This window comes from Synechococcus sp. N19 (assembly GCF_900474045.1).
Classification (GTDB): domain Bacteria; phylum Cyanobacteriota; class Cyanobacteriia; order PCC-6307; family Cyanobiaceae; genus Parasynechococcus.
The window spans coordinates 22153-35960 of sequence record NZ_UCNR01000003.1; the positions used below are offsets into that span (position 1 = coordinate 22153).

At 61.4% G+C, this 13808-nt stretch carries 12 protein-coding genes and 1 pseudogene; 7 read left to right on the plus strand and 6 right to left on the minus strand.

The window, feature by feature from the left end; all coding sequences use genetic code 11:
- Nucleotide 1 precedes the first annotated feature (1 nt).
- Complete coding sequence (locus tag DXY02_RS01005) at nucleotides 2-409, plus strand: DUF4346 domain-containing protein (protein ID WP_170951430.1); 408 nt, start codon at nucleotides 2-4, stop codon at nucleotides 407-409.
- 3 nt (nucleotides 410-412) lie between these two features.
- On the opposite strand, the pseudogene DXY02_RS01010 reads toward DXY02_RS01005, so the two are convergent.
- Nucleotides 413-1930 (minus strand): annotated as a pseudogene (locus DXY02_RS01010) (B12-binding domain-containing radical SAM protein).
- Nucleotides 1931-2131: 201 nt separating this feature from the next.
- Between DXY02_RS01010 and DXY02_RS01015 the strand changes: the two are divergent.
- Entirely contained in the window at nucleotides 2132-2224 is a 93-nt protein-coding gene (locus tag DXY02_RS01015; protein WP_011365270.1) for a hypothetical protein, read from the plus strand.
- On the opposite strand, the gene DXY02_RS01020 is transcribed toward DXY02_RS01015, so the two are convergent.
- The gene (locus DXY02_RS01020; RefSeq protein ID WP_114987493.1) at nucleotides 2217-3440 is read right to left on the minus strand and encodes an MFS transporter; all 1224 of its coding nucleotides are present in this window, start codon (nucleotides 3438-3440) and stop codon (nucleotides 2217-2219) included. The genes DXY02_RS01015 and DXY02_RS01020 overlap by 8 nt on opposite strands.
- Nucleotides 3437-4813, minus strand: coding sequence for a 30S ribosomal protein S12 methylthiotransferase RimO (gene rimO / locus DXY02_RS01025; RefSeq protein ID WP_114987495.1), 1377 nt, complete (start codon nucleotides 4811-4813; stop codon nucleotides 3437-3439). Before rimO ends, DXY02_RS01020 begins: the two co-directional genes overlap by 4 nt.
- An 85-nt stretch (nucleotides 4814-4898) precedes the next feature.
- On the opposite strand from rimO, the gene DXY02_RS01030 reads away from it, so the two are divergent.
- Nucleotides 4899-5828, plus strand: a complete 930-nt coding sequence (locus DXY02_RS01030; protein WP_114987497.1) for a vitamin K epoxide reductase family protein — start codon at nucleotides 4899-4901, stop codon at nucleotides 5826-5828.
- Between the two features lie 13 nt (nucleotides 5829-5841).
- Here the strand turns inward: DXY02_RS01030 and nadB are convergent, their stop codons facing one another.
- The 3 genes from nadB to DXY02_RS01045 form a co-directional block, all read right to left on the minus strand.
- The gene (gene nadB, locus DXY02_RS01035; RefSeq protein ID WP_114987499.1) at nucleotides 5842-7500 is read right to left on the minus strand and encodes an L-aspartate oxidase; all 1659 of its coding nucleotides are present in this window, start codon (nucleotides 7498-7500) and stop codon (nucleotides 5842-5844) included.
- A gap of 70 nt (nucleotides 7501-7570) precedes the next feature.
- A complete protein-coding gene (gene psbU, locus DXY02_RS01040; RefSeq protein WP_114987501.1) occupies nucleotides 7571-7978 on the minus strand; it encodes a photosystem II complex extrinsic protein PsbU in 408 nt (135 codons plus the stop codon).
- A 112-nt stretch (nucleotides 7979-8090) separates the two neighbouring features.
- Nucleotides 8091-8801, minus strand: coding sequence for a DUF3120 domain-containing protein (locus tag DXY02_RS01045; protein WP_114987503.1), 711 nt, complete (start codon nucleotides 8799-8801; stop codon nucleotides 8091-8093).
- A 110-nt stretch (nucleotides 8802-8911) separates the two neighbouring features.
- Here DXY02_RS01045 and DXY02_RS01050 point away from each other — a divergent pair, with 110 nt between their 5' ends.
- Genes DXY02_RS01050 through DXY02_RS01065 form a run of 4 tightly spaced genes read left to right on the plus strand, consistent with a single transcriptional unit; the run spans nucleotide 8912 to nucleotide 13744 of the window.
- Nucleotides 8912-9775: an undecaprenyl-diphosphate phosphatase gene (locus DXY02_RS01050; protein WP_114987505.1), complete on the plus strand. Its 864-nt coding sequence runs from the start codon at nucleotides 8912-8914 to the stop codon at nucleotides 9773-9775.
- Between the two features lie 19 nt (nucleotides 9776-9794).
- Nucleotides 9795-11192, plus strand: coding sequence for a TIGR03279 family radical SAM protein (locus DXY02_RS01055; RefSeq protein WP_114987507.1), 1398 nt, complete (start codon nucleotides 9795-9797; stop codon nucleotides 11190-11192).
- 24 nt (nucleotides 11193-11216) lie between these two features.
- Nucleotides 11217-12947 carry a TolC family protein gene (locus tag DXY02_RS01060; protein WP_114987517.1) on the plus strand — a complete coding sequence of 577 codons (1731 nt, stop codon included), beginning with the start codon at nucleotides 11217-11219 and terminating at the stop codon, nucleotides 12945-12947.
- Entirely contained in the window at nucleotides 12941-13744 is an 804-nt protein-coding gene (locus DXY02_RS01065; RefSeq protein ID WP_114987509.1) for an inositol monophosphatase family protein, read from the plus strand. The genes DXY02_RS01060 and DXY02_RS01065 overlap by 7 nt, the downstream gene beginning before the upstream one ends.
- Nucleotides 13745-13808 lie beyond the last annotated feature (64 nt).

The following is a 13808-nucleotide window of genomic DNA, read 5'->3' on the forward strand; positions in this document are numbered from 1 at the left end:
CATGACCACAACTCCGGAAGCACCGGCATCCACCGCTGCGGCAATGGATGCACTTGATCAGCGCCTGTCCCAGCGGTTCATCGCTCTGGATCCCAGTGGTTATTTCCTGATCAAGCTGGATCATGATGCTGCCGAACTGGTGCTTGAGCACTACGGCAACACCATTGATGACAAGGGGTTGGCCCGAGATTCTGAGACCGGTGAGGTGTTGCGCTGCGACGGGGGCAATGCACCTCGGCACCCTTCAGCGGTTTACCGCGGCGGTACGGCCAAGCAGCTGGGGATCCAGCTCACGGAAGGGGAAGCCCCACACCCGGTTAGTCGCCTCGACCATGCCCTTTATTTGGGGCGGGAGTTGCAGAAGGCTGAGCAGTGCCTGCGTGACGGCACGGTCTATGTGCAGGACTGAGGATCAAGCCGGCTGCAGTTCTTTGGCTGCTGTGGGTTCTTCTGGGGGCAGTGATTCCAGCTGCTCGCGGATTTGCTGCTGAACGATCGAGCGGTACTCGAGGAAGTGCTCGTTGTGGGCCAGCACCGATAGGAACTGTTCCAGCATGGCGGGGTTGTTGCGTGCCATACCGACCAGGTAACGCCAGAAACGGGTGCGGGTGTTGCGCTTGATGCCCTGCCGCCACACCACGATGCTCAGCGCCTTGAGGTCCACCAGGCTGGGCAGTTTGGCCGCGGCTTTCCAGCGGGGTGCGCCCATCTTCAGGTAATAGCAGTAAACCCGATCCATTTAGGCGTTGGGTTCGTACAGCGCGCAGAACGCGTCCACGTGCTCGTTGGCAATGTCGCGGATCGGTCGGGTGGTTTTGAAATTTAGAAGGTTGGTCTGGTTCACGCCTTTGGCAGCGTCTTCCCCCTGAATCAAGCGGCCTTCCCGCTCCAGCCGTGCCCAGAGGTCTGTTTTGGGCAGGGCCTGCAACATGCCCATCATTGCGGCGGGGATACCGGTGCGGGTGACAAAGTCCACGATGCGGTGGCCTGCGCCATTCTTCTCGCCGTCGAAACCGATGATGAATCCCGCCATGACGCGGATTCCGTTGGCGGTGATCCGGTCCACCGCGGCATCCAGTGGGTTGCGCGTGTTCTGCACCTTGCGAGCTGTTTCTAGGCTGGCTTCGTCCGGGGTTTCGATGTCCAGAAAGACGCTTTCAAAGCGCGCGTCGTTCATCATCCGCATCATCTCCTCGTCGTCGGCCAGATCCACCGAGGCTTCGGTGGAGAAGCTGAAGGGGTAGCCCCGCTCCTCCTGCCAAGTGCGGATCTGGGGTAGCAGCAACTTGGCGTTGCGCTTGTTGCCGATGAAGTTGTCGTCCACCAGAAAGATCGAACGACGCCAGCCCAGGTCGTGCAGATACTGCAGTTCGGCCACCAACTGCTCGGGGGTCTTGGTGCGGGGCTTGCGTCCGTAGAGAACGATGATGTCGCAGAACTCGCAGTTGAAGGGGCAGCCCCGCGAGAACTGCACGCTCATCTAGTCGTAGGCCTCGAGTTGCAGCAGATCGAAGCGTGGAATCGGGGTGGCGGTGACGTCTGGCTTGTCTCCCTCGGCGGTGAAGCGACCACCGGTTTCCCCCCGTTCCAGGGCATCCAGGAACGTCGGCAGGGTGATTTCCCCTTCATCGAGAATCTTGAAATCCGCCAGATCCAGTTCCGGTGCATCCGGTGTGGAGGTTGCGAAGGGGCCACCAACGGCCACAGGGAGACCTCTCTGCTTGGCCTTGCTGATCTGCACAGCCATGTTGTCCTTCTGGACGATCATTCCCGAAATGATCACCAGCTCGGCCCAGTCCCACTCCTCGTCCGTCACCTCCCGCACGTTCCGGTCCACCAGCTTCATCTCCCACTCCTGGGGGAGAAGTGCCGCCACGGTGACCAACCCCAGGGGAGGCAGAAGGACTTTGCGATTCACCAGCTCGAGAATCTTTTCGTCACTCCAGAAGGTCTTCGGGAACTAGGGATAAACGAAAAGCGTGCGCATGGCGTCGGGCGTTGATGGATGGACGTACGGTCAGCCCGGTTGGAGATACCTTTCAGTCGGTATCAGCTGTTCACAAACCCTAAGCGCAATGGCCTGAACCCAGGCCGGTGTCTGATCTAATGGTGGTCACCTCCGTACTTGCACATGGGCGTCGGCATCTATCTCGGCCTGGTTGGTTCCGGTCTGGTGACGGCTTTTGTGCTCACCAAGCTGCTGAAGGGAATCAAGCTCATCTGAGCGGTTCCAACGTTTTCGCTCCTCGCTTTCGTACCCAGAGCACAGCCACAGCAGCGCTGAGACCGCCGGTGACTGCGAAAGCCGTGGAGAGATTGGTGAACATCACCATCAGGGCAACGATCAATCCACTGAGCCCGCCTCCGCCCAGGAAGGCGATCTGGCTGAGCCCAGCCATCCGGCCTCTCATCACCTGAGGTGAGCCGATCTGACTGATTAGGTTGCAGCTGCTCAGCAGCCCGGCTGTGCCAGCTCCGATCAGAAAGGCCATGGCCAGACTGAACAAAGGCCCTGGAGTACGGGCCATTCCCAGCTGGGCCACTGCGGTAATCAAGCCAAACCCCCCGAGAGTGAGGAAAGGGCGCCGGCAGAAACGTTGGCTGTTGCGTTGCAGCACCAGCCCGCCCACGATGCTCCCGCCCGCCAGCACGCTGGTGAACAGCCCCAGATCCGTGGGATTGGGTCCCAGTTGATCGAAGGCGATCAACGGGGCCAGCCCCGGGTGATAGAACCCGATCAGACACAGCACAGCGGTGAAGCTGAGCACCCCTTGAAGGGTGCCACCGCAGTGCTGCCAGGCGTTGAGCAGGCTGGCGTCTTGCCCGCTGCTGCTGCGCACTTCCTGATCCCGATTCGGGTTGAGCCAGAACATCACACTGGCGATTGGCAGCAGGTAGCTGGCCGCATCAATGCCCAGGGCCCAGGCCGGGCCAGTGGCCGCCAGCAACAACCCGCCGATCGGGGGGCCGACCAGCTTGCCCACGTTGAAGACCACCGAAAAGCTGGTGAGGTAGCCCGCCAGTTGTTCCGGCTGCTCCACGAGGATCGAGCAGTACTTGTTGCGCGCCGTTAACTCATAGGCGCCGGCGATGCCCACCAAAAGGGTGCTGCAGAGCAGCAGCAGCACCTGGGCTGTGCCCTCCAACAGGGGAATCGCCAGGGCCCCCAGTCCAGAGGCAGTCAGCAGTGCCCATTGCGCCTGCACAAGCACCCGTTCACAGCCCACCCTGTCGGTGCGCACACCCGCTGGACCACTCACCAGCAAGCTTGGAAGTGAAAGAGCGGCGAAGTTCAACGCCAGCACGAAGGGGTCCACGCCCCCTTTCATCAGAATCCAGCCCTTGGCGGTGATGCCGGCGAAGGACCCAGCCGTGCTCACGCCGGAGGCGATCAGAAAAAGCTGGCGTTGCTGCTCGGCTCGCAGTTTGAGAAGGGTCAACCCTGGCGTTTCGCTGCGGCCACCATGGCGCGGGCACCAACAATCCTCCCGCTGAGGTCGTAGATGTCAGCCCCGGTGATTTCCACCGGCACCAGGCTGCCCGGCGCGGCCTGTTGACCATCGGCGCCGGGTTGCACCCGCACTTCACCATCCACTTCGGGCGCAAAGCGGGCGCAGCGCCCGACCATCTCCCCGGTTTGCGGGTTGTGTTGTTCGATCAGCACGTCAATAGTGCGCCCCACCCAGCGGCTGTTGCGTTCCTCCGAAATGGGTTGTTGCAGAGCCATCAGGGCATCCTTGCGGGCTTGGGCTACCTCGGGATCGACACGATCGGGTAGGTCCGCCGCAGCTGTGCCGTCCTCCGGCGAGAAGGTGAACACCCCAACATGATCGAAGCGTTGGCGCTCGAGGAAGTCCATCAGGTGCTGGAAGTGCTCCTCTGTTTCGCCGGGGAACCCCACGATCAACGTGGTGCGCAGCACCGCATCGGGGAGTTGGTCGCGAATCTGATCCAGCAGGCGGTCGTTCACATCCGCCTGCCAGGGGCGGTTCATCGCCCGCAGCACCTCCGGATGGCTGTGCTGCAACGGCAGATCCAGATAAGGCACCACATTGGGCACCTCCCGGTAGGCCGCCAGCACGTCTGGGGTCAGCCCGGTGGGATAGGCGTAGTGGACCCGGATCCAGGGGATCTCCACGTTCCCAAGTGCTCGCAGCAGTTCCGCCAGCTTGGGTTTGCCGTAGAGGTCAAGGCCGTAGTTGGTGGTGATCTGGCTGATCAGGATCAGCTCCTGCACCCCCTGTTCCGCCAGTTGGTGGGCTTCAGCCAAGATTGATTCGATTGGCCGACTGCGCTGATCCCCTCGCAGCTTGGGAATGATGCAGAAGGCGCAGCGGTAGTCGCAGCCCTCGGCCACCTTGAGGAAGGCCACTGCCTGGTCGGTGGTGCGTTGGCGTGGCAGGTGTTCGTCACCCACGAAGGTGGGAACGGCGCTCACCTGGTTCACCCGCTCCCCCGCTTCCACCCGCTGCAATACATCCACGATGTGCTGGTAGTCGCCGGTTCCCACGATGGCTTTGGCCTCGGGGATCGACTCCAGCAACTCCTCCTGGAAATGTTGGGCCAGGCATCCAGCGATGATCAATTCCTTGCCCTGTTCCGCCAGTCCCACCAGGGTGCGCACCGATTCTTCGCGGGCGTCCTGGATGAAGCTGCAGGTGTTCACCACCACAACGGCGGCATCCCGTTCATCGGTGCTGACGCCGTAGCCCGCTTCCGCCAGCAGCCCCACCATGTGTTCGGTGTCCACCCGATTCTTCTCGCAGCCCAGGTGGGCGAAGGCGACCGTCGGTTTCGTCGGGGTGCTGGTCATCACGTCGCCGGCAGGCCAAAGATCAGCCTACGAAGCGGCCTGATCACGCCGGAACTGACAGAATCCGATCACTTGAAGTTCAAGGATGGGCACCACCCGTCTCGTCAGCCGTCGCCGTCAGGATTCCGGCGCTAAGTGGGCCCGCATCGCCATGGCGGTGCTGGCCACCGCTGGGCTGATCGATACTGGTTCGATCACCCTGAAGCGCTGGGGATTGCTCGGCAACCTCACCTGTCCGATGGGGGCCGACGGTTGCGACAAGGTGCTCAACAGCGCCTGGGGCACGGTGTTCGCCGGGATTCCGCTCTCGTTGGTGGGGGTGCTGGCCTATGGCGCTGTGCTGCTGATGGCGTTGCTGCCCCTGTTGCCAGGGCTGCAAGAGAACAAGGGTGACTTGTCCCGTCGCACCTGGTGGGGGCTGTTCACCGTGTCCCTCGGTATGGCCGTCTTCAGCGGTGTGCTGTTGGGGGTGATGCTGCTCAAGATCCAGGCCTTCTGCTTTTTCTGCGTTCTTTCGGCTGCGCTCTCCCTCGCCCTGTTTGTACTGTCCATCGTTGGTGGTGGTTGGGACGACTTCGGTCAGCTGCTCTTCCGCGGCGTGCTTCTGGCCCTGGCGGTGCTGCTGGGGGGCCTGATCTGGGCGTCGGTGGTGGATCCAAACCGGCCCGACGCTGTGGCCAGCGGATCCGGTGTTGCACCCGTCGTCACCACCGAGAGCACGTCCGCTTCGATCGCCTTGGCTGAGCACCTCACCAGTAGCGGCGCCGTGATGTATTCCGCCTACTGGTGCCCCCACTGCCACGAACAGAAGGAGCTGTTCGGCAAGCAGGCCTCGGACCAGCTGAACGTGGTGGAGTGTGCGCCGGACGGTGAGAACAACCAGGCCGATCTCTGCCGCAGCAAGGGATTGGAGGGTTTCCCCAGCTGGGAGATCAACGGCAGCATCGATTCCGGAGTGAAGGGGCTCGACACCCTTGCGGAACTCAGTGGCTACAAGGGCGACACCGGCTTCTGAATCAGGACTGCCTTCAGTCCCGGACGGCACGGGTGACGATGCCCCGTTGCCGTTGTTGCCGGGAATGCTGCCTCCATTGCGGTAGCGGCGCAGGAGCATCGCTGCGGTAGTGGCCTCCCCGGCTTTCTCCGCGAAACAGGCAGGCCTCCAGCATCAGCCGGCTGGTCAGCAACCTGTGGTGGAGATCCAGCAACAGGTTCAGATTGCGCCGGCTGTTTTCAGCCAACAGCCTGGGGGCACAGGGGTCTTCCCGTAGCAGGGCCTGGAGCAGTGCCTGCTGCTCAAGATGTTGTTCGTCGGCTTTCACGTTGCCGATGGCCTGGCGCAGTCCGTCGGCGGATCGTTCCACCCCCGCCCGTCGCCAGCAGAGCTGCCGCAGCTGCTCGATGGCGTCGATCAATTGCGAACTGCTGCAGCCGTCGAGGTCCAAGGCAAGCGGCTGCGTTTTGTCGCTGGCGAGGGCCGCTGGGACGGGGCCGAGCTCGATCTCTTGGAGGCGATGGGCGAACACAAGGCACTCCATCAGGGAGTTGCTGGCCAGTCGGTTGGCGCCGTGCAGGCCTGTGCAGGCCACTTCTCCCACGGCATAGAGCCCCGGCAGGGTGGTGGCGGCCTGCAGGTCCGTGGCCACCCCTCCCATCCAGTAGTGGGCGGCTGGGGCCACGGGGATGGGCCGTTCCAATGGATTCAGTCCGAGTTCGTCGCAGCGGTCGAGGATCGTTGGGAAGCGTCGTTCCGCTTGCTCCCGCGGGATGGCGGCGAAGTCGAGCCACATCTGCTTCACCTGCTGCCGCTGCATGGCCTGCATCAAGGCTCGGCTCACCTGGTCCCGCGGTGAGAGGTCGCGTTGGGGCAGGTGGGCCACAGGGCTGCCCCCCAGGGCATCCACCAGCACGCCGCCCTCTCCGCGAACGGCTTCGGAGATCAGAAAGCAGGGGGCGTCATCCAGGCGGATGGCCGTTGGATGGAACTGAACGAATTCCAGATCTTCCACGGCTGCGCCCGCCTGCCAGGCGAGGGCGATGCCTTCGCCACAGGCCTGGGCTGGGTTGGTGGTGTTGGCGTACAGATGACCACCACCGCCGCTGGCCATCACCACGGCGCGGGCTTCGATCCCGTGAAGATGGGCCCCATCCAGCACCTGCACACCGCAACAGCGCCCATCGCGCACCAGCAGTTGCGTCACGCGCACGCCGCGGCGATGCAGCAATCCTGGCCGTTGCTCAACACGATCCCGCAGCACATCCACCAGGGCTCGCCCTGTGCGGTCCTGCACATGCAGCACTCGCCTGTGGCTGTGGGCTGCTTCCAGGGTGGTGGCCAGACCGTCTTGATCCCGGTCGAAGGCCATGCCGAGTTGCTCCAGGCGCTCCACGCAATGGGGTGCTTCCTGCACCAACAGCCGCACCGCATCGCCATCGCAAAGGCCGGCTCCAGCCAGAACGGTGTCCTCTGCATGGCTGTCGGCGCTGTCCTCCTTGCGGGTCACCGCGGCGATGCCCCCCTGGGCCCAGCGGCTGGAAGAACGCCGCCCTGTGTTGCGGTTGAGCAGCAACACCTTGAACTCCGGCGGCAGATCAAGGCAGGTCATCAAGCCAGCAGCCCCGGCACCGATCACCACCACGTCCCAGGGACCTGAGGGGATGGGATCAGAGCTGCGGGGCTGGGCCATCACGGGGACAAAAAAACCGCCGGTGGTCCGGCGGTTCAAGCAGTCACAACCAGTGTGACGGGGTCAGGAATCAGCGGTACTGGCCATCGTTGATGCGGTCGTCGCCCTCGTTCAGAGCAATGGAGGGAGGGGTGACGGTGAAGTTGTCGCGGTACTTCGCGAACAGTTCCTGCTGACGCTCGGTCAGATCAAGCGACAGCACGTCGTCAACGCTGTCGTAAGGGCCACCCAGCACGATCTTGCCGGCCATGGTGGGGTACATCCCGGGGAACTGCTGGAAACGGCGCACGGAGGAATTGTTCAAATCCACCTTGCCCTCCCGTGCGGCAATTTTGTCGTCCGCAATGTTACGGATCTCATTGCCGGAATACTTGCTGCGAAGGTCGTCGTCGGCGTAGACGCTGCTCGGAAGCACGAGACCTGCCATCAGGCTCGCCATCACCAGTGCGCCGGTCAGCCAGCTCAGAAGCCGCTTCATCTCAACTCTCGATCAGGGGTCGGAACGGGTCGACCGGCAGTGCCGGCTCCGGAAGACTACAAGTCGTTGCGCCGTTCAAGCCTTTGAATCGGGGCAGCTTTTGCAGTTCGTTTCACTCGATCAGGCCACTGAGCCCGGGTTGCAGCAAGGCTGAGAGCAAGAACAAGCCATCCACCCAAAGGGTGGTGATCAAGACGGCAGCAGCCATGGATCCCGCGTCACCGGTGAAATCGCTGCTGTTCCTGCTCAGGCGACGTCCAGCCAACAGAACGACAACTGCTGAGACCACCAGAGTGACCAGGGGCAGGGGCTGAAGCAGATGTGTCCCCGCTTGATGCAGCAGTAGCGGCGCTTGATCGAGGGAGGCAGTCACCACTGCGGGCCAGAACTGCATCACGCCGGTGGCCGCCATGGCCAGGTCGGTGCAAGCTGTGCCCACCAGGGACGACAAATAAAACGTTGCCGCCAGGCGCCAGCGCCCCTGCAGGCCGCCCAAGGCCACGGGCACGGCGAAGGCTTCCACCGGCAGGTGCAGAACGGGATGGGCCCGTAGCCAACCCCAGAAAATGCAGCCTGCCAGCCAGCTACCGCTGAAACCCACCAACAGGGAACCCAGGTCGGATGTTGTCTGGGAGCGGCTCTGGTGCATCACCAGTCCAGCTGCAACCAGAACTCCGGTGAACAAGGTGGCTGAGAACGGATCCAGCCTTACCCAGGGGGCTTGCAGGAACACCGGCAGCACCACCATGGCTGCGGCGATGCGGGCCACGGGAAAGGACCACGACCGAGCGGGGGCTGATGTTTGCCAGGTGCCGCCGATCAAATGCCCTTTGTGAAGAAAGTCACGGAACCTTAGAAGACATCATCAAGTGACGCGGCTGACATGCCCGCTTCGCCTGCCGGGGATACCGTCAGATCGACACTCACACGTTGATGGCGGACCCCTCTGCATCCCTCAGCCTGCTGGAGGCCTGCTGGCGTGATCTGGTGTTGGGGGTGGTTCAAGGACTCACTGAGTTTCTGCCGATCAGCAGCACCGCCCATCTGAAGGTGGTGCCTGAGCTCCTGGGTTGGGGCGATCCGGGTGTCTCCGTGACCGCCGCCATTCAGCTGGGCAGCATCGTTGCAGTTATCGCCTATTTCCGCGCTGATCTAAGCCAGGTGCTGCGGGGCATCAGCCGCGCCTTTCGCAATGGCCAGTGGCGCGAACCCGAGGCGCGTCTCGGGTTCGCCATGGTGGTGGGGACCCTGCCGATCTTGCTGATCGGATTAGGGATCAAATTCGCCTGGGCCCAGGGCTACGAACAGTCATCCCTGCGCAGTGTTCCCTCGATTGCCATCGTCTCGATTGTGATGGCGTTGCTGCTGGCCTTGGCTGAACGGGTCGGCGCACGGTGCAAGCAGATTCCAGGGGTTTCAGGCCGCGATGGCTTACTGGTGGGGCTGGCTCAGGCCCTCGCATTGATCCCGGGGGTCTCGCGTTCTGGCAGCACCCTCACGGCTGCCCTGTTTGACGGTTGGCAGCGTGCTGATGCAGCCCGGTTTTCCTTTCTTTTGGGCATTCCCGCCATCACCATCGCGGGTCTGGTGGAGCTCAAGGATGCTTTGGCCGCCAGCCCTGGCAACGGTCCCCTGCCGTTGCTGGTTGGCATTGGTTCGGCTGCAGTGGTGTCGTGGCTGGCGATTGATTGGTTGCTGAAGTTCCTGCAGCGCAACAGCACCTGGGTGTTCGTCGCTTACCGGCTGCTGTTCGGGCTGCTGTTGCTGGTCTGGTGGGGCGTTCACGGCGCACACTGAGATCAGATGAAGCCGGCTTATGTGGAATGAGCCATCCGCCGGGGTTGCCGTTGCAGCTCTGGAGCCAAGTAGCAGTGGTCGTCAACCGCAGCCCGCGGTGGTGGCCTCCGTCGAGTCTGGCTCGATCGGGGAGGAGCTGGGTTTTGAGCCCGGTGATCAGTTGCTCAGCATCAATGGCATTCGCCCGCGCGATCTGATCGATTACCGCTACCTCTGCGTGGAGGAGGAGCTTTGCCTTGAGGTGCGTGATGCAAATGGTGCGCTGCATCGGGTGGAGTTGGAAAAAGATGCCGATGACGGCCTTGGGCTGGCTTTCACCGAGGCTCTGTTCGATGGTTTGCGCCAGTGCAACAACAACTGTCCGTTCTGTTTCATCGATCAGCAGCCCCCGGGGCGGCGCGACAGCCTCTATCTCAAAGACGACGATTACCGTCTGAGTTTTCTCTATGGCTCCTATCTGACGCTCACCAACCTGGGCGAGGCCGACTGGCAGCGAATTGAAGAGCAGCGTTTATCGCCGTTGTTTGTGTCGGTGCATGCCACGGATCCTGAGCTGCGTTCACGACTGTTGGTGAATCCGCGTGCTGCCCAGGTCATGGACCAGCTCGCCTGGTTTAACCAGCGCGATCTGCAAATCCATGCCCAGGTGGTGGTTTGTCCGGGACTGAATGACGGTCCTGCCTTGGAGAGAACGCTGAACGACCTCGCCTCCTTCGCGGCTGGCCCCTGGCCGGCGGTGCTGTCTGCGGCGGTGGTGCCGGTGGGGCTCACCCGCTTCAGGCCGGCTGACGATGGCCTGGTTCCTGTGGATCCGGACTGCGCCCGCAGGGTGATTGCTCAGGTGGAACCCATGCAGCAGCACTTTCAGGAGGTGTTGGGCACCCGTTTCGCCTGGCTCTCCGATGAGTGGTACTTGGTGGCGGGGTTGCCCTTGCCGCCCCGGGACAACTACGAGGATCTCCCGCAGCAGGAAAACGGCGTGGGCAGCATCCGTGCCTTCCTTGAAGCGTTGGATGCCGCAACTGAGGATTTGCCCAGCGCGGTTCCTCAGCCTCGTCGTTGCAGCTGGGTGGTCGGTCAGATCGTGGCGCAGGCGTTGCAGCCTGTGGCTGAACGGCTGAATGCTGTTGATGGCGTCGAGTTTCACCTGATCGGATTGCCGAGTCCTTATTGGGGGCAGGAGCAAGTCGTGACCGGATTACTGACGGGACAGGATCTGCTCACTGGCCTGCAAAGCCGAGAGCTGGGCGATGAGCTGCTGCTGCCATCGGTGATGTTGCGGCAAGGGGAGCCCGTTTTTCTGGATGACATGACCCTGGAAGTCCTTGCCGCGCAGTTGCCGGTCCCTATTCAGATCGTTCATGGGGCGGCTGACGTCGTGGACTCAGTTTTGGGTGCCGTAGGGAAAAGTCCCTAAGCTCCATCAAATTCCTTGATTGCTGTGCGCCGGATCACCGCGGGTGTTTGTCTCGTAGCGGGTGTTATTTCTTCCGGTGTTCCCCCTGCGCTTAGCGAAGACGCACCTCAAGCTGAGTCGGCCTTGGTTGATCAAGCCACCCTCTCGGATGCGATTGATCTGAAGGGTGCACGTCCCAAGGCAGATCCGTCTGTGATCACCCCTGCGGTTGATGCTCTGCCGCCTCCGCTTCGCCCTTTAACGGCTCCTCCCAGCCTGGCTCTCCCTGATTCGCCTTCTCAGGTACGTATCCACCAGCTGCGTCCACTCACTCTTGAAGAAGCGCTTCAGCTGGCGGAAGTCAATAGCCCCCAGCTCAAAGCCGTAGCTTTTCAGGTGGATCAGGCCAAGTCTTCGTTGCGAGCGGCTGTTGCGGCCTGGTATCCCACCATCGACCTATCTGCGAGTGGTCTCCCGGAATATTTCGCTTCTTATTCCTATCGGAACCCAGATTTCGTCAGTCCAGATCCTCTGACCGGAAAACCAAAAAATGAGTTTTATGGCCGTGAGTGGCGGGTTAATGGTCGATTGCAGGTGAGTTGGGATTTGATCAATCCCGCACGCGTTCCCCAGATCGCTGCTGCTCGAGACCGTTTCGAGCGAGCAGGCGACGCTTACTTAATTGCACTTCGTGACCTTCGTCTCGAGGTGCAGACGGCCTATTTCGCGTTGCAGCAGTCCGATGCGGGTGTGCGTATTGGCCAGGATTCTGTCAAGGCTTCATTGGTCAGCTATCGCGATGCGCGCGCGCGTTTCAACGCAGGTGTCAACACAAAGCTGGAGGTTCTGGAAGCAGAGACCCAGCTTGCGCGTGACCGCAATATCTTGACAACCAATCTGCGTGATCAGAACGAACAGCGTCGCAACTTGGCCAGGGTGCTCGATCTTCCGCAGGACGTCACTCCCACCGCTGCGACCCCCGCTCGACCCATGGGTTCATGGGAACCCTCACTTCAGGAAAGCATCGTTGCTGCTTACAACTACAGCGAAGAACTTGATCAACTCATCCTCGATATCTCCATTAATAACAGTCAAGCCAATGCGTCTCTGGCGGCAGTACAACCTGTTGTGCGCTTTGTGAATTCAACCTCGGTTTCGCGCACGGAAGGGCAAAACGGCCAGACATCTTTAAGTAATATTGATATGGGTGATTTCACCTATGGAGTTCAGAACAGCACGGCCCTTACGGCGAGTTGGCGCTTGTTTGACGGCGGGCGAGCTCGTGCTGAATACAAGCGCTCCAAGCAGGCTGCTGAGGAGAGTCGTCTCAATTTTGCGAGAACTCGCGATCAGATCCGTTTTCAGGTGGAGAGCAGCTTTTTGGGTCTGCGAGCCGCCATCCAGAGTCTTGAGACCACAGCCACTGAGGTTTTGGCATCACGTGAATCTCTTCGGCTCTCTCAGCTGCGGGTCCAAGCTGGAGTTGGGGTTCAAAGAGAGGTTGTCAATAGCCAACGTGATCTCACCCAGGCAGAGCTGAAATACGCACGTGCCATCACTGACTACAACCGCAATTTGGCAGCGCTTCAGCGCCGCACGGGCTTGGATGCTCTAGTCGCCTGCGACGCTGCCTCACTTTCGGGAACCAAGTCGGAATCCGATCCGCAACCGATTCCAATTGAGCCCACGCCGCTGAAGACTGCTTGCCCGTTGGTGGCCACCGATAGTTCGTCGGTCGATCAAACTGAGAGCAGTCCTGTTCAGCCTCTGTGGTGACGTCGGTGCTCAGTGACGATCAACTGGGCGCTGTTCATCTGTTGCTGGATCGCATCCGTGCTCGTCAGCTTCAGGACTTTGGTCAGATCAGTTCCGATGTGAAGCCCGATGGTTCTTTAATTACTGACTGTGATCGCTGGAGCGATGCCGCTCTGGTGGAGGGGTTGGCCAGCATCGCTCCCGGTGAAGGCGTCCTCAGTGAAGAGGGATCTAAAACAGTTCCGAACACGAGGGCCTACTGGGTGGTGGACCCCTTGGACGGGACCACAAACTTTGCGGCGGGCATTCCTTATTGGGCGATTTCCGTGGCCCGTTTCGTCGATGGCCGTCCCAGTGAGGTTTTCCTGGATGTGCCAGCGCTGAATCAACGCTTTGTCGCATTGCGTGGTCGGGGTGCCACTCGAAACAATCAGCAATTGACCTCAGAGACCCGAGCTCTGGTAACCAGTGCTTGCGTTTCCCTGTGCAGCCGCTCGATTCGTGTGTTGCAGCGCAAACCGGATCAGCGTTTTCCCGGCAAGATCCGCCTGCTTGGTGTCGCCAGCCTCAATTTGGTGAGTGTTGCGATGGGGCAGACCATCGCTTCCCTGGAAGCCACGCCCAAGATCTGGGATCTGGCGGCGGCTTGGTTGGTGCTGGATGAACTGGGTTGTCCGATTCGCTGGTTGGATGCGGATCCTGCGGGACTCTCTGCAGGACAAGACGTTGCCGACCTCGGCTTTCCCGTGTTAGCGCCCGGTTCATGGGCTCATTTGGCGCGTTTCCTCCCCTGGGGAGAAGCTTTGGTGCAGCCCTGAAGGGCCTCTATTGCGACCTCGGGGGATGTGGTGTTATGGTTTTGGCTTGCGCGGGAGCCGAGAG